15 protein-coding genes are annotated in these 20,769 nt (G+C 44.2%); 4 read left to right on the top strand and 11 right to left on the bottom strand.

Annotated features, from left to right (window positions below):
* Positions 1 to 22 precede the first annotated feature (22 nt).
* The 10 genes from ACYUJT_RS03770 to ACYUJT_RS03725 form a co-directional block, all read right to left on the bottom strand.
* Entirely contained in the window at positions 23 to 865 is an 843-nt protein-coding gene (locus ACYUJT_RS03770; RefSeq protein WP_460318913.1) for an ABC transporter permease, read from the bottom strand.
* Positions 862 to 1,863: an ABC transporter permease gene (locus ACYUJT_RS03765; protein WP_460318911.1), complete on the bottom strand. Its 1,002-nt coding sequence runs from the start codon at positions 1,861 to 1,863 to the stop codon at positions 862 to 864. Before ACYUJT_RS03765 ends, ACYUJT_RS03770 begins: the two co-directional genes overlap by 4 nt.
* Positions 1,851 to 3,473: an ABC transporter substrate-binding protein gene (locus tag ACYUJT_RS03760; RefSeq protein ID WP_460318910.1), complete on the bottom strand. Its 1,623-nt coding sequence runs from the start codon at positions 3,471 to 3,473 to the stop codon at positions 1,851 to 1,853. The genes ACYUJT_RS03765 and ACYUJT_RS03760 overlap by 13 nt, the downstream gene beginning before the upstream one ends.
* Before the next feature lie 417 nt (positions 3,474 to 3,890).
* On the bottom strand, positions 3,891 to 4,898 hold the full coding sequence (locus ACYUJT_RS03755) for a hypothetical protein (protein WP_460318909.1): 1,008 nt from the start codon (positions 4,896 to 4,898) through the stop codon (positions 3,891 to 3,893).
* A 45-nt stretch (positions 4,899 to 4,943) separates the two neighbouring features.
* Positions 4,944 to 6,170 carry a type III PLP-dependent enzyme domain-containing protein gene (locus ACYUJT_RS03750; protein ID WP_460318908.1) on the bottom strand — a complete coding sequence of 409 codons (1,227 nt, stop codon included), beginning with the start codon at positions 6,168 to 6,170 and terminating at the stop codon, positions 4,944 to 4,946.
* A gap of 34 nt (positions 6,171 to 6,204) precedes the next feature.
* Positions 6,205 to 7,686, bottom strand: coding sequence for a class I adenylate-forming enzyme family protein (locus tag ACYUJT_RS03745; RefSeq protein WP_460318906.1), 1,482 nt, complete (start codon positions 7,684 to 7,686; stop codon positions 6,205 to 6,207).
* Positions 7,687 to 7,723: 37 nt separating this feature from the next.
* On the bottom strand, positions 7,724 to 7,993 hold the full coding sequence (locus tag ACYUJT_RS03740) for an acyl carrier protein (RefSeq protein WP_460318905.1): 270 nt from the start codon (positions 7,991 to 7,993) through the stop codon (positions 7,724 to 7,726).
* Between the two features lie 2 nt (positions 7,994 to 7,995).
* Positions 7,996 to 8,832, bottom strand: coding sequence for a histidinol-phosphatase HisJ (hisJ, locus tag ACYUJT_RS03735; RefSeq protein ID WP_460318904.1), 837 nt, complete (start codon positions 8,830 to 8,832; stop codon positions 7,996 to 7,998).
* Positions 8,829 to 9,845, bottom strand: a complete 1,017-nt coding sequence (locus tag ACYUJT_RS03730; protein WP_460318903.1) for an LLM class flavin-dependent oxidoreductase — start codon at positions 9,843 to 9,845, stop codon at positions 8,829 to 8,831. The genes hisJ and ACYUJT_RS03730 overlap by 4 nt, the downstream gene beginning before the upstream one ends.
* 41 nt (positions 9,846 to 9,886) lie before the next feature.
* Entirely contained in the window at positions 9,887 to 10,663 is a 777-nt protein-coding gene (locus ACYUJT_RS03725; RefSeq protein WP_460318902.1) for a class I SAM-dependent DNA methyltransferase, read from the bottom strand.
* Positions 10,664 to 10,857: 194 nt separating this feature from the next.
* Between ACYUJT_RS03725 and ACYUJT_RS03720 the strand changes: the two genes are divergently transcribed.
* From ACYUJT_RS03720 to ACYUJT_RS03710, 3 genes are read left to right on the top strand one after another with little or no spacing between them, the layout of a single operon-like run.
* A complete protein-coding gene (locus ACYUJT_RS03720; RefSeq protein WP_460318901.1) occupies positions 10,858 to 11,820 on the top strand; it encodes a protein kinase family protein in 963 nt (320 codons plus the stop codon).
* Positions 11,807 to 13,555, top strand: a complete 1,749-nt coding sequence (locus tag ACYUJT_RS03715; protein WP_460318900.1) for an ABC transporter ATP-binding protein — start codon at positions 11,807 to 11,809, stop codon at positions 13,553 to 13,555. Before ACYUJT_RS03720 ends, ACYUJT_RS03715 begins: the two co-directional genes overlap by 14 nt.
* Positions 13,552 to 15,279, top strand: coding sequence for an ABC transporter ATP-binding protein (locus ACYUJT_RS03710; protein WP_460318899.1), 1,728 nt, complete (start codon positions 13,552 to 13,554; stop codon positions 15,277 to 15,279). Before ACYUJT_RS03715 ends, ACYUJT_RS03710 begins: the two co-directional genes overlap by 4 nt.
* A 371-nt stretch (positions 15,280 to 15,650) precedes the next feature.
* On the opposite strand, the gene ACYUJT_RS03705 is transcribed toward ACYUJT_RS03710, so the two are convergent.
* Entirely contained in the window at positions 15,651 to 18,320 is a 2,670-nt protein-coding gene (locus ACYUJT_RS03705; RefSeq protein WP_460318898.1) for an adenosylcobalamin-dependent ribonucleoside-diphosphate reductase, read from the bottom strand.
* A 682-nt stretch (positions 18,321 to 19,002) separates the two neighbouring features.
* Between ACYUJT_RS03705 and ACYUJT_RS03700 the strand changes: the two genes are divergently transcribed.
* Positions 19,003 to 20,766: a DEAD/DEAH box helicase gene (locus ACYUJT_RS03700; RefSeq protein WP_460318897.1), complete on the top strand. Its 1,764-nt coding sequence runs from the start codon at positions 19,003 to 19,005 to the stop codon at positions 20,764 to 20,766.
* The last annotated feature ends 3 nt before the right edge of the window (positions 20,767 to 20,769 follow it).

The following is a 20,769-nucleotide window of genomic DNA, read 5'->3' as shown; positions in this document are numbered from 1 at the left end:
CTATTACTCGCAGTCTATCTCCTTAATCGCGATCTCCATTAGAATCTGTAAGCAATCGGAGATTTTCGCCAATCTGGTCAAACAATCTCACGATCATTAGCAAGCACAATCCTGGGAAGAAAGCGAGCCACCACATGCCTGCAGATAAATACTTCATCGATTCGGATAGAATGATTCCGATGGCGGGCTCATGCGGAGACAGACCTAGACCTATAAAAGTCACTGCTGCCTCATGCAAAATAACATGCGGAAACAATAACATAAAACCAATGAGAAATTGCGGGATAATGTGAGGGATAATATGGTGAACCGCAATCCACCAGCCGGATTTCCCCATCCGCCGGGACACCTGTACAAATTCAGCAGAGCGGATTTGCAGCACTTCTGCCCGAATGACCCTGGCAAGACTTGGCCAGTGGGTTAGAGCTAATCCCACGACGATCCCTTTAAATCCTCCCCCGAATATAAAAGCAATAAGAATCAGGGTTACCAGATGGGGTACGCTCAGAAACAGATCAATCAACCAGGAAATAAGACGATCTGCCCGCTTTCCCATCGTTGCAGCCGTCATTCCTAGGATTAGAGCAATTAAAGCACTGCTAATGGCTCCAATTAACCCAACACCTACACTTAAAATGAGCCCCTTTGCCGTGCGTGTGAACATATCACGCCCTAACCAATCCGTACCGAAGAGATGGTCTAAGGAAGGTGGGGAATTTCGATTGGTAAGATTCGTTACAATTTTCCCCTCATCGAGGAATAAACCGCCTAATATGACGATGACTATGATAACAACGGAAATGATGACTTTCGTGAGCGCCCATTGCTTTCGATTCAGAGGGAAGTTCTTCGAGAGTGGAATCATATCTTCCTTCCCTCCCTCGTTCTCGGATCTAATACACGATAGCTTATATCAGCAAGTAAATTACCTATAAAAACAAACATGGCAGTGAAGATGACAATGCCTAATAAAAGAGGTACATCCCCCCGCAGTCCTGCTTCTACCGTAGCTTGCCCTATACCGGGATACGAAAAAACCTGCTCGGCCAACACTGCTCCTCCAAACAACTCACTAAACGCTGCAAATTGCAGCGTAATGGCCGGCAAGGCCACATGGCGCAAGCCATGCCTCCAAAACAACATAAATCCTTGTTCCCCTCTAGCCCTAGCGAATAAAACATAGTCGCTGGCAAGAACATCGATCAGCTTTTGCCGCGTATGAAGAGCCACATTAGCAATACCAACAATGCTAAGTGTCAGAACAGGCAGAATAAGATGCTGAATCCGATCCAGCAGCGTGACATTTTCCGCGAGGACTCCTGCTGGAACCCCCATCCCTACAGGAAACCATCTTAGCCATACCGCAAAAACAATAAGAATCAGGAGTCCTAGCCAAAAGGTAGGGGTAGAGGCTAAGGTATAGCAATACCATTTGATTAATCGGTCGATCCAGGTCCCTTTTTTCATGGCTGCTGCAATACCCGCCACAAAGCCAATCACGCCTGATAATACCCAGGCAGATAGCATCAGAGCCAGAGAATTCAAAAATCGTTCACCAATCACATCGATGACCGGGCGGCGATAGATCATGGAGCTTCCTAAATCACCGGACAGAACAGCAGACCCCCAATGGAGGAACTGCACCAAAACAGGCTGGTCCAATCCCCAATACTCCGCGATTTTGGCCCGCTGTTCCGGACTTACCTTTAACATATCCGCACCGATGTAGGCTTGAATGGGATCAATCGGAGAATTTTTCACTAACAAAAAAGAAATAAAACAGATGGCCACTAACAAGGTAACCATCCGGAATCCCTTCCGCAATATCCAAAATCCCAGCTTGTACACCGTTATTTCGCCCATTTCCAATCCACGATATTATCGGTTGCTGGCCAACCATGCCCGTGAACATGGATTCTTTGATCTCCGATATCAAGTCCATCTTTCACTAGGTACAGATGATTAATATTGACTAACCAAGCCCACGCGGCATCGCCTTTCGCGCTGAGACCCGTTGTTCCATCCCACTGGGATTTTTTCCAGAACTCAATCGCTTCTTCTTCCGTCTTGGCGCGAAGGGCTTGTTCAAAATATTCATCTACCGTCTTATTCGAATAATATCCCGTATTATAGTAATCGATCCCGGCCGTTTCACTACTATAAATGCTGTACATTTCGTGAGGGTCATGGCTTCCCCAGCCCATAAGCACGGGGTTTGAGTACATATTCTTAGAAATGATGTCCCAGCTTCCCCCTGCTAACTTGATATTTATTCCCAATGGTTTCATCATATCCGCAACAGAAATCGCGAGAGACTGTCTTATCGCATCGCTCGCTAAATAATACAGCGTGAACTCCGCTTTCAAGGAGCCTTTCTCCAGGATGCCATCCCTATCGGTATCCTTCCATCCGGCTGCTTCCAGCAGCTTCCTAGCACCTTCCAAATCATCGTCATGAATTACGGTGTCTGGATTCCACCAAGGCAAGCCGTCCACCGAAGTATAGGCTGGCGTTCCCTGTCCTTCTAAGACTCCGTCTACAAGTGCTTGGCGGTCTACGCCCATATTAATCGCATGGCGAATCGCTGGATCTGCGGTTACATCATTGCCAATAGGCAAGCCATCTTTCGTAACACCGCCCGAATTCACATATGGAAACACAATTCCTCGATTATCTACGGTTCCAATGGATTCCAGCCTCATGCCGGTTACTTTCTGATGGCTGAATGCAGCTGGTATATAAGCAAGATCAACAGTTCCCGCTCGTGCTGCCGCTAATGAGGCATCCTCATTTAAGAATAGAAAGGTTAACTTTTTGAAATACGGCTGTCTATCATAATAATGTGGATTCGCTTGAACAATCAGCTGCTGCCCCTTATCCCATTGCACAAGCTGATACGGTCCTGAACCTATGGGATTCACTGCGTAGTCTTTATCGTAGGCATGTTTGGGGACAATTCCTGTTCCTATAAGTGTATTCACAAACGTAGATTGGGGCTCTTGTAGCGTAAATCTAACGGTGTAATCATCCAAGACCTCTACTTTACGCAGACTATTAAGGTCTACAATAGATCCATTGCTGGCAGCTGTTTCAAATGTAAACACAACGTCAGCAGCCGTTAATGGCTGCCCGTCCGAAAACTTAACATCATCACGGATTTTCACAGTCCAAACGTTGCCCTCTGGGCTCACTTCATAACTAGCGGCAAGATCATTTACAATGTTAAACTGGTCATCTCTTTTTAGTAGAGTACTTTGAAACAGGGGTGAACCGTAACGTCCCCAGCCTGTTGTTGGGTCAAAACCAGCTTCAGGTTCAGAACCTAGAGCTAACACCAATTCGTCCTTTTTCACCTGACTCCCCAAGCTATTCCGAACCTCGGGCGCACCCGGCCGGGATGAATTGCAGCCTGTTAACATAAAAGTAGTAATCAATACAACCAATGCAATCAATCCAAGAAATCTCTTTCTCATCTGTCTCTCCTGCCTCTCCTCATCTGTAAAAATCCCAATCAAAAAACCCTACTTAAACGCAAAGTAAGGAATAAACGACTACATATAACAAGAATGTCCCTAATCTCTTTCAGAAGGAATTGTTATAGAAGGTGTTACAATTTTTCCTGCCAGGAAGGTAAATGATTTCACGGAGTGAAAGGGCGGATGTAGGTAAAACATGCATAGATATTAAATGCGTAGGGATGTGGCCTACACCTATATTAATAGCTTATCTATGAATAGGCAACATTATTCCTAAGGTTGGAACGTTCCCAAACTACAGTCAGGTGCATTGAATGCTGCCAATAACAAGATAAAAACCAGCTTCACACATTGGGCTCATAGGTGATAGGAATTGGTCAATCTCACTAATAACACTCCTCTAGATAATCATCATTAAGATAAACTATCGATTAACTTGGTTAACATGTTATGCTCTTTTTGTCCCGTCTCTTCGATGCTGCGAACCATTCTATTGAGGATTTCTTTATTTCCGGTTGCCTCAAATTTCTGCGTTAGATTTCTTAGCTTCTCGAACGTTGTTTTCAACAACATCATATCGTCTATAGACTGTTTGAGATTGATATCGGGGTAACGCTTTTCAATAAATTTCAATCGTTCGACCATCAAATACTTATGCTCCATGATAACATGCAACGGTATGGTTAATTTCGTCCTTAATTGTTCCGTATTCCCGTTCATAAACTGCCTAAGATTTTCAAGTACACTATTGTAGACCTCTAGACCGTAGCGATATTGAAAGTCCGTATGGTAATCTAAAACATTATGGATCACTCTTTTAGAATCTCTGAACGAAATCAGCTGATCAATAATATGACTGATGTCCAAATCCAGTTTAAACCCTTCGTCTTCTCGCACTTTCAGCAGAAATATCCGATTCTCATACCGTTCATAGTCATATTTATTGTTAAAATATGCCGTCTTCAGTTGATCAATATGAATTGTTCTTGCTGTAAACTGCCGCCTCGAATCGTAGCCTTGAAAGTATACTTCTTCAGTAGCTGCATCATATCCATGCAATAAAATATGGTGATTGTTATCTGTCTGGCTTATTGCTGCAGGTGTATTGGGTATATATTTATTATTTACATATAAAAATACATAATGCTTCGTATTAAAGGCATCTTTAATAAGTTTATGAAAGTCCAAATTGTGCTCTACTACGAAATCTCTAGTAATAACTTGGTAATCGAACCAAGGGGTTAATATGCTCCAGTTATAGCCTATATAATCAGGTAAATAATAGGTAACTGGAAACTGGCTATTGCCGATTTCCGACACCAATTGGATATAGTTCATGTAAATCCATACTTTTGCTTCTTCTATATGTTCTAGAATGGATAGTTGATAAGCATGATTAAGGTAGCCTCTAACCGTCGGCATGCAAATAGGTAATTTTACTGAATCCAAAGTCGCCTTCACTCCTTTTTATTTGTCAATGGTCTGTCGATTCAGAATAATTTGAGTCGCATCACAAACAGTATGATGCTCATAAATGACCTCAACCGGAGTTTCTCTACTTAAAAAGCCCATTAAACTTGCCGTCAATCCGTAAGCGCCAACGTTAGGAACGATAATGATATCTTGAACGAATAAGCTTTGAGTTTCTTGACTTCGTCTCATTAAATCTAATGGGGTACACAAGGGACCTACCATGGATGCGGAAAACGTATCAGTGGCAGCATGATCATTCTCGCAAGTATAATCCATATCAAACTTCTGCATTCTTCCCAAACCTGACATCCCGCCTAAGTGGTTAATTCCACCGTCAAGGATAATAAATTTCTCACCTTTACTCTCCTTGATTTCTTCAACCGTACAAACATATTGGCCACACGCTGCAACCAAGTTTCTTCCAGACTCGAAGGAGATTTCCGGCATTTGCTGCCTCCAATCTGCAAGCTCTAGGTCGAGAACAGCACTGATCTCTGTCTTGATGGAAGAAAAATCTGTAGAATTCCCTTTTTGGGCGTAAGGATGACCAAATCCCCCGCCAAGATCCAAAAACTTAAGGCTGATTTTAAGTTGCTCCGACAATCGTTTAGCCATATGTATGGAATAAGTGAAGGACGAGATCATGCTGTCAACATCATTCGAATTGGTGCCATTAAACACATGAAACCCAACAATATCCATATAAGGAGAAGTGATGAACTCAGGCGGAATTTCCGCGATCTTGTCTTCATCGATACCGAACTGAGACGCTACACCAGTCATGGACAAACTAGAGCGAAGATATTTATGATTGGGGTTCACACGCAAGATGACTTGAACCTTCTTCCGGTGCTTTTCGGCCAAAAGTGAAAGTTTGTTCAGTTCATTCGTTGATTCACATGAATACTTGATTACGCCGAGTTTGAGTGCTTCTTCCAGTTCATCATACGTTTTGACCGGTCCGGTATATAATATTTGTTCCGCTATACCTCCTGCTTGCAAGGCTACTCTTAATTCTGCTAATGAAGAGACCTCACAGCGGCAACCCTGCTTTACTAATTCTTTGACTAAATAAGGATGCGGATTTGCTTTTAATGAATAAAATAGTATGGAACCGTCGGGTAATGAATTGAATAATCTCTTAGAGGCCGACTTTAATTCAGCCAAATCGTATATATATAACGGACTACCGTACCTACTAACTAAGTGTTGTAAGTCCATAATTACGCTCCCTCTCTATCATGACATCTTGCCTCTAAACTTCGCTAAAGAAGGTTTTAAGCTTCTTCTTATCTACCTTGCTATGTGATGTTAAAGGTAATGAAGGCACGATATTGATTTTGTTAGGCATTGCATATTTATCAATTCGCTCACTCAGCTCTTTACGGAGATCATTCTCAGAAAGATCGGTTACGACGAATAAACAAGTGACTTCTTCAGCTACGACTAAAGCGGCTTGGACGACATTCGGGATTTCCATTACCGCCGTCTCGACGTCAATTGAACTGATTCGATAACCGTTCTTTTTGAAAATATCATCCTCTCTGCCATGAAAATAGAGGTAACCGTGTTCATCCATACTACACATATCGCCTGTATACAAAACATTTTCATCGTTCCATGTGCCAAAGCTAATTCTTGTGTTTGTATTGCTATTGTTCCAGTAGCCTTTCATCACATGCGGTCCCTTCACGACTAATTCACCAATTTCGTTTGGAGGCAGCTTCTCCCCGTCCCCATTAATAATGATGCACTCGGTTCCGGGCAGAGGTTTTCCGATAGAATCGATTTTTCCGATGATCTCTTCGGACGGCAATATTGATACTCTCTTGCATTCTGTAAGACCGTACATGGAATATAAGATTAACTGGGGAAACATGGTAAGCAATTGATGAATATTTGCTCTCTTGAGCTTCTCGCCGGTGCTTGTAATGAACCTCAAGCTGTTAACCGGCCGATTTTCCCTATTGAATTGAGCCGATATAGATTGGACCATCGATGGAACGATAGGCAAGCCCGTGATACCAGATTCATGAATCGATTTAATCATCTTCAAACCGGCAGTTTCTATTGGAAATAACACAAGCTTGGCGCCTACTTGAAACGTCAGAAAAATCTGGTACATTCCATAATCGAAGGAAAAAGGCAAAAATAGCCCGATGACATCTTGTTCTTTCACATGTATGCAATTTTGAATCGCATTAGCGGCAAAGGTAACATTGGCATGCGATGACATGACTGCCTTAGGCTTGCCTGTACTTCCCGATGTGTAGATTAGGCAAACCAAGTCTCCCTCTTCGATATGAGTCGTGACTACGGAGCTTATTTGATTCGCTTGTACAGTGGAGTCATATAACTTTTCTTCAACTACGATGAATTGGTGCCACGGAAGAGAGTGCTTTGCTTTATTTTTTGCATTCGTAATGATCACTTTCGGTTCGCAATCATCGATAATGTGCTTTAAGTTCTGAGTGACAATCTCTTCATTGAGATGAACGAATACGGCTCCTAACTTAGATGCCGCGAATATGGAAATAACCGATAGGAAACTATTAGGGAGCAAGATGACAATTCGATCTCCCTTTGTAACTCCTTGATTACGCAAGTAAGTTTCAAAGCGAATGACTTCGGAATTTACATCTTGATAGGTATAATGATTTGAACCCGCTTGAAGCGCACACTTTGTAGGAAATTGTTGACTCGACCGCTCTAGAATATCATGCACAAATTTGACCATTTAGCGTGATCCCCCATTACTCTATTTCATAGATCGCCTAGATCGCGTTGTTTTCTTCTACGAGTTTGCTTTTTACTACGTCTACAATTTTAGGTATGGTATTGAAATTTTCGTACAACAGTTCATCGTCATCGATCGACATACCAAAGGCATCTTCTAATTGAACAATAAGTTGAATCGCATTTAACGAATCCAAACCAATATCATCAAGATCGGTTTCATTGGTTATATCATCCGGGTTGCTATTGCTAAAAAGGTTGAATAAAATCGACTTCACTTGGCTCTCAATATCTTGGACTTGATTCATGGTTAATGTAAACCTCCTATAAATTTTTCATATAGATCATAGGACCTACCTACATCTGCAACACTGTGACTATCTGAACCGTATACTAATGGAATACCTAGTGTTAATGCTTCTTCAATAATCCACTGGGTAGGATACGTGTCCCCGCAATGAGGCTTGTATAAACCTGCTATATTAACATCCAGCTCGTAATTTTTGGTCTTGATTTTTTTCAATAATTTTACTATCTTGTCCCGGCAGGCATCTTGATTTTGTAGCGGATATACTCTCTTGAATTTTTCTACTAAGGTAAGATGCGAGATTCGTTTTGGTTTATAAGGACCTAAGTCCGCATCAATACTTTCTTCCACTGCATCAAAATACGCATGATATACGTTCTCGACACTCCCGTAATAGTCGATCAATCCATCCTTAAAATCGATGGGGTTTGAATCGACACATCTCCAACCGTTCTTCCCTATTAGAAAATGTACGGACAGGATACTATCCTGCATTCTATGACCATACTGATCCAATAACTCTCGGGTGAATGATTCCATTCCTTGTATGAAATCAAGCTCAAGCCCAATCATTAAATCAATAGATGAGCTATACTTTTGTTGCAGCGACACACACATTTCCAAATAGTTGTCAATATCACCATATTTCATAGCCAGGGCATTCACATAATCGCGGTCGTTTGGCAATGACTTCACCAGCTTCTCGGGCAACGGGGAGTGTTCTGTGAAACTGTACTGGTTAAACCCCTTTTGAATTGCCTGTTGAACAAACCGTTCTGCATGCTCACCGGAACCATGTAAGCAGAAGTGAGTGTGCGTATGACCATCCCTGCGAATCAACTAATCGCCTCTTTTCGTAATGTTTCGAGCATTCTCAACGTTTTATTAATATGAATAAAATCTTGCTCGGTATTCAAATCACCGAAGAGGAACGTTGTTACCCCGCAGTTAACATATTTTTGCAAATACGCTGCAACTTCTTCATAGCTCCCTACGAGGAAGGGATCCTCCGTTAACCCATTAAGATATGCCCCCATCCAATAAATATTGTCGTAAACTTCTCCTGATAGAGCTAGATCTGCCATTAACTTTGTATTGTGGGATAACATATTTTTTCTTATTTTAGCCTTTACAACTCCTGATCGATTAGCTGGAAACTTACGGCGAGCAGCTTCCCATGCCTCTCCTGAGTTGGATCTGCTAATCACCGAAACTCTTATTCCTAAGTTAACGGAATCCGTATTGAATCTACTACAATACTCTTCCTTAAATGAATGGATTGGGGCAGGTCTCAATAAAGCTGTATCGCCATGCGCCTGCGCGATACGGATACTGTCCTTCGAGGAACCCGGCACAAATAATTCCGGAATATGCTCTTGTTGGATATAAGGAGCTAATCTTAGCTTATTAAACTTATAATAGTTGCCATCGAAGGTAAGAGGCTCCTTAGAATGCAATAATCCTTTTAAAACTCGAATGTACTCCTCTAGTCTTGCATATTTCATCGTTGGATCCGTCGTCTGATGTACACTTGACAGTTCCATTTCACTGACTCCGGTTATTAGGTTTAAATTCACTTTTCTATGAAGAAGATTCGAGATTGTTGATAGTGCTTTCACTACACTGAAAGGTGGAATGGAATAGGGCTGCGTGGCAACTAGCGGGATGAGTTTTGTTGTCGTATGCAATACTCGAGAAGCTAAATACCAAGGATCCATCGATCCGTGATGATGGAATATCAACGTTCCGGTAAAATGATATTGTTCGGACAATTTGGAAATGCTGTCTATCTTATGTAACGAGTTTTCGTTATCCAAAAAACCGGGCAATTCACTGTAATACGTTAAGTCCATGCTTGATCCCCCGTATCATTTTATGTACCCAATGCCGAGAACTATTTCTTTTCACAAACAAAATAGTATCGCCCTTTATCATCAACCAAATTGAACGTTTCAGACGATTCGAACTTGTTGATATTTGTAAATCCGACTCTGCTAAGTTCTTCTATGATTTCTGAATGTGAGTAACACTTCTCTACAATGCTGACGTCTTTCCTCACCCATTCATCCTGCAGTAGGAATAGAGTTACATTGTTAGTTCCAATTCTTCTATCTTCGTTATATTTAAAGTGTTCTATGCAAACATAATCCTGTTGGACAATTTGATTCGGTCGATTATTCCATCGGCTTTTAAAGCCATCTTCCATGTTTAAATCGAAAATGAATACACCGTTATTTTCTAATACCCCATATATGTTTTTGAAAGCGCATGCAAGATCGTCTAAGCATAGAACGTGATTTAAGCTATCGTAGAATGAACACGCTACATGAAACTTTTCTTGAAAAGGGAACGGGGCTCTGATGTCACCCACGACAAAGTTTCCATCTGTACAATTTTGAGACGCTAGTTGAATCATATCGGATGAACCATCAATCCCAGACAGCTGATACCCGTCTTTCGACAATATCTTCGCCAACTGTCCCGATCCGCAACAAACATCTAAAACGCGAATTCCTTGAGGCAGTTTTCCCAGAACTAATTCTTTTACAATTGGAAGTACCCGCCTTACCGACGTTCGCCCCCAGTATTTGTTCCAAAACCATGCGTAATTATCGTATTCTATATATCTATTTGTATCCTCTGATAAAGCTTGTTCACTAATCGTCATCATTCCGTGACCCCTTTGACAATAGTAATGATTTCATATTCATCAGGCTAACAAACTTCCTTCTTCAGACAAATATCATGAAAAAATACAAAGTAAGATATATATGGAAATATGTTCGACTACATGCTACAATACTCATTATCTTTTGTCAACGAATTGTTATTGTTTTGTAAATTTACAATTTTTCAGGAGGTTCTATGCTTAAGCATGTTACGGTCCGCCAATTTTCACATGATCTAGGCAACGGTCAAAGTAAACCTCTCGCAGTTGTTGCCGATAATAGCATGAAGTATGTGATTAAAACGCCTTATATTTTTAATCAAACTAAACAATTATGGGAACATTGGAATGCTGTCATGATACAAGAAATTTTAGTTTTTCACTTGGCCGAATATCTCGGCATCACAATCCCAACCGCAGTCGTAGCTAAGTTGGACTCATCCATACTTCCGGCTCAATATCAAGGGGCTTATCGCAGCGGCCTCTACTTTGCCAGCGAATGGGTCCCGGATATTGAAGATAACATGCGGGATGGTACCCAACTCAAGCAATCTTGGATGCAGTTCCTATCGGATCTTCATAATGCCGACGAAATACCGAAAATCGTTGCGCTTGACCTGTTAACCGCTAATTTCGACCGATTTGGAAATGGTGAAAACATCATAGTTAGCAAACAAGGGGAACGCCGTCTATTGCAAATTATTGACCAGGGAGATTGCTTCTGGGGGTATACATGGGAGGGGAACTCAAAACTCAATGCGATGAAACTAGCCGGCGACAATGAGCAGTATAAAACCATCTTTTATAGAAAATTAATGGTTTCTAGCGGCAAACGCTATGCAATGTGCGGATTAGGAGAAGTGTTTCGAGCCTTGGATCAGCATATAGATGTTTCTGATTCCTCCAGCCACAGTTTTGTAAGCGTGTACAAAAAAATTTGCTCTTTAACCGTCTCTCAAATAAAAGATTGGTTGGATGATATACCTGAGTCATGGTTTTATGATCATTCTCTTCAAAGCAATCTTTATATTGACTTTCTTGTTAAACAAATCAAACTTCTCCCCGACTTAATATCAACGATGGCAAGTTGTGGTGCCTTTAGCAGCTGGCGCGGGAATGAACTTCATTGGGAAAAGGATGTGGAATATGCTGAAGAATAAAGGGACGATCAAATACAGCGATTTTTTTATCCAATTTTTCCGGCCGCTATTAGCAAAATATATCATGCTTTTCATAGTTGTATTGATTAACATTGGATTACAGCTCTACAATCCTTATTTGCTTCGGGACTTTATAGACGGGGCCTATTCACAAAAGCACTTTCAATATTTGATACTCATTGCCGTCGGTTTTACAGGAGTCGCTTTATCGCAGCAGCTTGTTTCTCTTCTAATTACATATGTCGGTGAGACGCTTGGCTGGAAATCTACCAACTCCCTACGTACAAAATTGGCTTCACACTACTTGCAGCTTGGTATGGTTCATCAGAAAAAATATACATCGGGCGAGATCATCGAACGAATCGATGGAGATGTTAACGTTTTACAAGGCTTTTTCTCGAACTTATTTATTGAGTTATTGGGAAACATTCTTTTAATCGTTGGTATTAACGGCATCATGTTCTCCTTGGATTGGAGAATCGGCACTCTTCTTGCCATATTTACAGTGTCAGCCCTATTTTTGCTATCAAAGGCTAGACAAGTCGGAATTCCTTATTTTCAAAAATTACGAGCTACTTATGGGCATTTCTACGGCTTTATTACAGAGTATTTTGTCGGGTTGGAGGATATTCGCTCGAATGGATCTAGTCCGTTTGTAATGAAGCGGTTTTATAGTTTTCTTCATAAACTTTTGTCGGCGAGCATTGCTGTCAAATTAAGCAGATACTTGATACAGTCTGCTTCTTTATTGTTATTCTCAATCGGCAATATGATCTCCTTTACAATCGGTGCTTACTTATTAAGCACAAATCAAATTACAATTGGTACGCTATTTATGATTATTAATTTTACGAATCTCCTTGTACAGCCAATTGAGAGTATCCGACTGCAATTTGAGGAATGGCAAAAAGCAGACGCAAGTATCCACAGGGTGAAAGAAATATTAGATATTCAGCCTATGACTTTTGGGCACAAGGAGCTTAAGCACGAGGCCAGTGCTTCTGTTGAATTCGAGAATGTCATATTTCGTTATGAAGATGATCAAATCACCTTAGACGGAATCGATTTCTATTTGGAACCACATACAAAGTTAGGTTTGTTAGGACGAACTGGCAGCGGTAAATCCACGTTAACAAAACTGCTGCTCCGATTCTACGATCCTACCGAAGGCAGCGTGAAGATAGACGGTATTGATATTCGTGATATTTCGTTACGATCACTAAGAAAATCCGTAGGGATAGTTACACAAGACGTCAAGTTGTTCCGATCTACTTTGCGCAATAATTTGTCCGTATTTGATCCAAGCATAGCCGATGACCGTATCCACCGGTTAATTGAAGAATTAGCACTAACCAAATGGTATAAATCGTTTCCCCATGGCCTTGATACGCCGTTATTGGATAATGGCATCGGTGTCTCGGCTGGCGAAGCGCAATTAATCTCCTTGATGCGTGTATTTTTGATCAGTCCTAGGGTCGTAATCCTAGATGAAGCATCGTCAAGGCTAGATCCCGCTACTGAATTATTAATACATTCTGCAACTACTAGGCTTTTACATAATCGAACTGCAATTATCATTACACACCGTTTATCAACGGTCGAAAAAGCCGACAAAATTATGATTGTAGAACGAGGCAAAATCGTCGAGTTTGGTTCTCGCGATGCACTGGCAAGAGACGAGCATTCACAGTACCACAAATTATTGATTACCGGTGGAATGGAAGTGTTGGTATGAAGACTTATCAATATATGTGGACAATGATCCGCTATCGCCCATGGTTATATATAATAAACGGAATCGTATGGATTCTTATACATTATGGACCTATCGTTCCAGGCTTAATCATAAGTAAGCTGCTCGACACATTAGCCATTGAATTGACATTGAATTCACATGTTTGGATGCTTACTGCGCTCCTGCTCGCAACAGCGCTCGCAAGAATTGTTTTACTGATTTGCGGAGGATTAACAGATGTCCATCACCGCTTCTCCATGAGTTCTTTATTGCGAAGGAATATGCTGGAGCAGTTAATCACATCCAATTCCGAGAAAAACTCGGTAGGCGACACCATCATCAAATTCCGTGAAGATGCGGATCAAATAGAAACCTCCATTAGTTGGACTCTGGATGTCACGGGCAAAGTGATTTTCTCAACGTTTTCGTTCATGCTTCTCTTTACGATCAGCAGTAAAATCACCATGTTAATTTTCTTACCTTTAATTTTTATTATTACCGTATCCAACTTGTCGAACCGCAAATTGAAAAAATACCGGCATGCGAGCAGGAACTCTTCTAGCGATCTTGCCTCTTTTGTTGGAGAAATCGCAGAAATGACACCGGTTATCCAATCGTTCCAAGCTGAAGAACGGGTAATTGACAGATTCACCAAACTGAACGAAGAGCGCAAAGGCTTCATGATCAAAGACAAAATGTTTTCTTCGTTCTTAAATTTATTGGCATCAAATACAGTAAGCATCGGAACCGGCCTAATCTTGATAGTATCCGCCGGAGACATTCAAAATGGTACGATTTCGATCGGCGATTTTTCATTGTTTGTATATTATTTAGCTTTTATTACAGAGTCAACTCAATTTTTCGGAGTGTTTCTAGCTTCCTATCGACAAGCCGGCATCTCATTTTCAAGAATGGCACAGTTCTTCACGCCACAAAACGAGTCTGCATTGGTAAAGCACCATTCACTCAAAACTGAGAACGTTAGTGAGGTCAAGGTTGATAAACACGATCCTCTTCAACTTCTTGAAATTCACTCATTGTCATATCGATTTAAAGAATCCGACAAAGGAATTTTCGATGTTAGTTTTAGGTTGCCAAAAGGCAGCATCACCGTTATCGCTGGCAAAGTAGGATCAGGGAAGACGACATTACTTCGCACCATACTTGGGCATTTACCTATGCAAAGCGGAGAAATCAAGTGGAATGGCGATATCGTCAAGACGCCGCACTCCTTTTTTGTGCCGCCAAAAAGTTCATACACGCCGCAAACACCGATTCTGTTTAGCGATACCATTAAAGAGAATATATCTTTAGGCATGCATGACGACAACGTCATCGACCGGGCAATCTATACAGCTGTCCTCGAAGAGGACGTACCGGAATTCAACAATGGGCTCGATACTCAAATTGGTCCTAACGGTGTAAAGCTTTCGGGAGGACAAATTCAACGTACCGCGCTTGCGCGTATGTTTGCACGAGATGCCGATTTCTATGTTATGGATGACATTTCAAGTGCAGTGGATGTAGTAACAGAACAAAAAATGTGGGCAAGAATTAAGGATTTATCCAATAAAACCTTCTTAATTTCCTCCAACAGGAGAGAATGCCTTCAGTACGCTGATCAAATCATTGTATTGAAAGATGGAAGAATCATGGATCAAGGGTCTCTTACAGATCTTTTAAGCAGGTGTAAGGAAATGCAAGAATTATGGAACGTTGAATGACCAGGGAATTCTACTGTACGACAGCAACGTGTGACCACGTGAATACGAATTTCTCCTACCGCTACTGACATAAGTTGGACAAATGAGCTCAAGACCTTCTAACTCGTGTAATTAGCCGGTAACCTATCAATATGACAGCTAATTACTTTGATTAGAAGAGCGATTTTTCGGAATCGTTCAGTGTAATCATTTTATCACCCATTTCACCTTTTTTTCCAATCATCATAAATTATAACAAAACAAGCGATCAATCGAGATACAAGGTTAACCGCCTTCTCGATGATCGCTTGTTTACAGTACCACACTTGGCCACTCTTCTAATTTTTCCAAAAACAAAAACCACTTATTTCATCACAATTATTTATTCTAGCTTACGAACACTTGCTATACCCGCAGTTCGCGCAGGTTTTGCAGCCTTCTACGTTCAGCAGCGAGGCCGAGCCGCAAGACGGGCACAGGTCGCGCGAAGTAGTTGGTACGCCGACATGAGAGCCGTTGCTCGTAACGCTGCCCACAGAGCTTGCGCTTGCTTGTCCCAGCTCCTCGTGATGAGCCACAGTCGCAGCTACCGGCGCCGGATCATGATCATCGTAAGGGCCATGCTGTACATGACTTTCCAGTGCCTTGGCCACGGCATCGGCAATCGACTCGACGCGATTCGGTCCGAAGCCGATGGCTCCGGAGCCGCCAATGCCTTTCAGATGCTTGATCAGCAGCTCCACCTTCTGTCCATGGTCGCCGTAGCGCAGGAACAGGGAGCATACGCGGCCTAGAGCTTCGGCCATCGCGAAGACGTCTGAGCCCGCTTTGCCGACATTGAGGAAAATTTCGCTCGGAATGCCGTTCAAGTCGTTAATCGTAATGTACGCCATGCCGAATGGCGTATTGATCTTATACGTTGCCCCGTGAAGGACTTGTGGACGCTTCTTGTACTGTTTATCGAACACCGTCTTCTCGCTTGGGTCCACGCCGGCAGACAGTGTTTGATCCGGTCCGCTTAAGGAAGACTGCTCCGCGCTCGTTGCCGAACCTTCAGCGCCAGCCGAAGCACCCGCAGCAGCTTCACTCTCGGAAGATCCCGTTGTCGCATTTGCTTCCGCTTTATCCTCTTTCTTCTCCGTCTGCAGAACCTGAACGTCGCGGCTGCCATCACGGTAAATCGTTACGCCCTTGCAGCCGAGGTCGAACGCCAGCTCATACAGGCGCTTCGTCTCTTCTACCGTAAAGTCGGCCGGACAGTTCGCCGTCTTGGAGATCGAGCTGTCTACCCAGCGCTGGATGGCCGCTTGCGCGCGGATATGATCCTCGGCGGACAGATCCATCGCCGTCACGAAATAATCAGGCAGCTTCTCGCCCGGATGCGCATCCATCCATTCCTGCGCGATCGGCACAAACTGTTCGTCGAAGCCCAGACGGCTCTGACGGTAATATTTGAACGCGAAGTAAGGCTCGATCCCTGTCGATGTGCCAACCATCGTTCCCGTACTACCCGTAGGCGCCTGGGTAATGATCGTAACATTGCGGACGCCTTTCTCGCGAACCGCTTCACCAACCTCAGGGTATACCTCGGTCATCACCTTCATAAATCCGCTTTGCAGATATTTGTCAGCCTCAAATGCCGGGAACGAGCCCTTCTCTGCCGCAATATCCGCTGAAGCAAGATAAGCTTCCTTCGCAATAAATCCATATAATTTATCGAGAAATTCCAGCGACTCTGGACTGCCGTAACGGATGTTCAGCTTGATCATCAGCTCGGCCAGCCCCATCGTGCCAAGGCCTACACGGCGCTCGTTCTTCTGGTTTTTCTCGTTCTCTTCGAAATGATAAGGCGTCTTGTTGATAACATTGTCCAGGAACCGCACCGAAATACGCGTCGTCAGCGCCAAGTCGTCCCAGGCAACGTCATGCTTGTCCTCGTCATAGAATTTGGACAGGTTCATCGCCGACAGGTTGCACACGCCCCAACCAGGCAGTCCTTGCTCCCCGCACGGATTCGTACAGATGATCGGGTTAAAATACCAGCTGTTCGACATCTGGTTGTAGTATTCCATAAATACGACGCCCGGCTCAGCCGATTTCCAGGCCGATTCAATGATTGTATGCCAGATCTCCCGCGCTTTCACGGTACGGAAATGGTTGACTCTCCGTCCGGCAGCCTTCCATTTGTCCAGGTCGCCGTCCCATACTTCATTGTAATCCTCATAAGTCGTATCCGGGAAGACGAGCTCCCAATCCAGATCTTCCTTCACAGCCTTCATGAAATCGTTGCTGACGCAAACCGACAGGTTCGCGTTCGTCACTTGGCCCATCGTTTGCTTAACTGTAATGAAATCAAGCACATCCGGATGCCAATCGTTAATCATCAGCATCAGCGCACCGCGGCGGCTGCCGCCCTGCTCGATCAGACCGGTCGTATAGCTGAACAGCCCGCCCCAGGATACGGCACCGCTGGATGAGCCGTTTACGCCTTTGACGACAGCTCGGCGCGGCCGCAGCGAGCTCAGGTTAATTCCGACTCCGCCCCCGCGCGCCATAATCTCGGTCATTTCAGACAGCGTCTCCATAATGCCCCCGCGGCTGTCCTTCGGCGAAGGAATTACGTAGCAGTTGAACAGCGTCAACTCATCACTGGCTCCGGCGCCAGCGGCAATGCGTCCGCCCGGTACCAGCTTCCAATCGTCCAGCACGTATCGGAACTTCTCCTCCCAATCCTGCTGCAGCTCTGGAGTAGCCTCCACCGAAGCCATGGCGGAAGCAAGGCGGTCCCACATTTCTTCCGGTGTTTTCTCGATATTCAGCGTCAGCTTCTCTACATCTGATTGCACGAGTTCGCCGGAGCGGGTCTTCACCGTAACCATCCGTCCATCACGAGCTACGACCTCACCTACTTCTTTCGTAGGAAACTTCGGATCATCCTTGGTCAGTACAAGGACCACGTCGCCGACCTCCGCATGGCTCGGATCAGGATTTTTCCAGGCGTACCGGTCCAAAAAGATTTTTTCGCTAAGTCCCTCCAGACGTTGCTTCTGCTCTGTTTTCAAAGAAAACACCCTCCTCGTAATTTATAATTTGCGCCCTTATTCTACATCGTCCGCAGTGAATTGTCGGTTACTGTCGTGACATTCATCACTGCATCCAACCTCTCCTGGACGCAAAAAAATGTCGGTAGCTGCGCAGGTGCCTTACCTGCACAAATACCGCCGATTCCTGTCTGTTCTCTAACCTTTTTCTTATTTATTTATAACCCTCATCCACATCACATAAACGATCTTTATATGTATAAATCACAATATGTAGTGGGCGAGTATCATTATACTACACAACATCTCGATGTTACAGCTTGACTTCTCTGAAAATTAAGGCAGATTAATGGCGTTTGTCCCCTATGATCTCCTCTTTGCTTGGAATCCCTCTATTTTTCGTTCCTTCCTTTGAAAAAAACGCTGAAAATTTTCCACGTCCTACCTGAAACCCCGATCAGCCACCTTCACTTTTAGGGTTGCCTGCTTCCCTATATCTCATCCTAGGCACCCTACTTTGCTTGTCCCCTGATATGCCGATTTCAATCCGCCCAACAACCTAATGAAGCTCCGCACGCCAGACATAATACGACACATCCTGACACAATCACGAGCTCCCGCTCCCGAAGTTATGAATTTCTACTTATTCGTCCATACTACATCTACACGAATTAGAAGATGACAGATAAGGGAGGTTTACATCATGAGTCCGCATCCTCCAAATCCCGTACGTCCTTCCGTGCAGGCCGGTCCCCCGATCGAGTTCGACCGATCCTGGTACGAGGATTTGAACAACCGCCTGAACAAAGGCGGACCCTGGGACGACTGGAAGCTGTTTAACCTCGCTATGGAGGCGGAGAACGCCTCGCTCGTTTCTAGCTTTGAAGAGATCCTCAGCCTCTCTCATATCCACGGAGTAGAACCGCTGGCTCATCAGACGGAGACCGCCCGCAAGGTGCTGTTCGAAATGCGCGGCCGGGCGATTCTTGCCGATGAAGTCGGGCTTGGTAAGACGATCGAAGCCGGACTGATTCTCAAAGAGTACATGATTCGCGGACTTGTTCGCAAAGTGCTGATCCTAGTCCCAGCCTCACTAGTGCTCCAATGGGTTCGCGAGTTGAACCAGAAATTCGCCATCCCTGCCGTGGCCCAGAAGAAGCAGTATTCCTGGGACAACGATATCGTCGTCGCCTCTATGGATACCGCTAAGCGCGATCCCCATAAGGAAATTCTGCTTAACAACGAATATGACATGGTCATCGTCGACGAAGCGCACAAGCTGAAGAATAAGAAAACGACCAACTACCAATTCATGATCCAGCTGCGCAAAAAATACTGCCTCCTGCTCACCGCCACACCAGTTCAGAACGACCTGAGCGAGCTGTTCAACCTGATCAATCTGCTGAAGCCGGGCCAGCTTGGCGGACAAGGCGATTTTGCCACCAACTTCGTCGTCGATAAGCGCATCCCGAAAAATGAGGAGAAGCTCAAGGAAGAGCTCTCCAAGGTCATGATCCGCAACCGCCGCAGCGACGGCGACCTGGAATTCACGAAACGGATCGTCCGTAACATTCATGTCGAGCTGTCGCCTGAAGAGATGCAATTATACGATGGCGTTACTTCCTTTGTCAAAGACCAATATCATGCAGCAGGCGGCGACCTCAGCAGCATGCTCTCGCTTGTTACCTTGCAAAGGGAGGTGTGCAGCAGCCGGGACGCCGTATTCGTTACACTTGTCAATTTATCGAAGAAGCTGGCCCCCGATTCCCCGCTGCGCGACCGCATCTGGGATTTGGTCGGCATCATCAAGACGATCCAGGCGAACAGCAAGGCGGAGAAAGCGATGGAGCTGATCCGGGAAATGGACGACAAAGTGATTCTGTTCACCGAATACCGCGCAACCCAGGAGTACCTGCTGAAATACTTCCGCGATCGCAGCATGACAGCTGTGCCGTACCGAGGCGGCATGAACCGCGGCAAGAAGGACTGGATGATGGATCTGTTCCGCGGCCGGGCCCAGGTGATGATCGCTACCGAAGCTGGCGGCGAGGGAATCAACCTGCAATTCTGCCACCAGATGATCAATTTCGATTTGCCCTGGAATCCCATGCGGGTCGAGCAGCGGATAGGCAGAGTACATCGACTGGGACAGAAGAACGATGTGAAAATATACAATCTATCGACAAAAGGCACGATCGAGGAGCATATACTCAACTTGCTCCACGAGAAAATCAATATGTTCGAACTGGTCATCGGCGGCCTCGACGTCATTTTGGAGCGTTTTGAGAAAGAGCACTCCCTGGAGAAGAGCATCTACAAAATCCTGCTGGAATCACAAAACGACGAGGAAATTTCCAGCCGCGTAGCTTCCCTGGGCAATTCCCTGCACCAAATCAAGGCTGAACTGGGCAAGGAGCCTTCGCACGACTCGTCCAGCGGCAATCTTACTGAACACATGGGGAGCTGATAA

The sequence above is a fragment of the Paenibacillus sp. YSY-4.3 genome, assembly GCF_054767475.1.
The sequence above is the reverse complement of the archived record's forward strand: the minus strand, read 5'-3'. Positions and strand labels throughout refer to the sequence as shown.

Bases quoted from the DNA above. Each gene is read 5' to 3' on its own strand.
- ACYUJT_RS03750 (WP_460318908.1), bottom strand. From the start codon at position 6,170: ATGGACTTACAACACTTAGTTAGTAGGTACGGTAGTCCGTTATATATA.
- ACYUJT_RS03730 (WP_460318903.1), bottom strand. From the start codon at position 9,845: ATGGACTTAACGTATTACAGTGAATTGCCCGGTTTTTTGGATAACGAA.
- ACYUJT_RS03720 (WP_460318901.1), top strand. From the start codon at position 10,858: ATGCTTAAGCATGTTACGGTCCGCCAATTTTCACATGATCTAGGCAAC.
- ACYUJT_RS03770 (WP_460318913.1), bottom strand. From the start codon at position 865: ATGATTCCACTCTCGAAGAACTTCCCTCTGAATCGAAAGCAATGGGCG.
- ACYUJT_RS03740 (WP_460318905.1), bottom strand. From the start codon at position 7,993: ATGAATCAAGTCCAAGATATTGAGAGCCAAGTGAAGTCGATTTTATTC.
- ACYUJT_RS03760 (WP_460318910.1), bottom strand. From the start codon at position 3,473: ATGAGAAAGAGATTTCTTGGATTGATTGCATTGGTTGTATTGATTACT.
- ACYUJT_RS03700 (WP_460318897.1), top strand. From the start codon at position 19,003: ATGAGTCCGCATCCTCCAAATCCCGTACGTCCTTCCGTGCAGGCCGGT.
- ACYUJT_RS03755 (WP_460318909.1), bottom strand. From the start codon at position 4,898: ATGCCGACGGTTAGAGGCTACCTTAATCATGCTTATCAACTATCCATT.
- ACYUJT_RS03715 (WP_460318900.1), top strand. From the start codon at position 11,807: ATGCTGAAGAATAAAGGGACGATCAAATACAGCGATTTTTTTATCCAA.
- ACYUJT_RS03710 (WP_460318899.1), top strand. From the start codon at position 13,552: ATGAAGACTTATCAATATATGTGGACAATGATCCGCTATCGCCCATGG.
- ACYUJT_RS03725 (WP_460318902.1), bottom strand. From the start codon at position 10,663: ATGATGACGATTAGTGAACAAGCTTTATCAGAGGATACAAATAGATAT.
- ACYUJT_RS03765 (WP_460318911.1), bottom strand. From the start codon at position 1,863: ATGGGCGAAATAACGGTGTACAAGCTGGGATTTTGGATATTGCGGAAG.
- ACYUJT_RS03745 (WP_460318906.1), bottom strand. From the start codon at position 7,686: ATGGTCAAATTTGTGCATGATATTCTAGAGCGGTCGAGTCAACAATTT.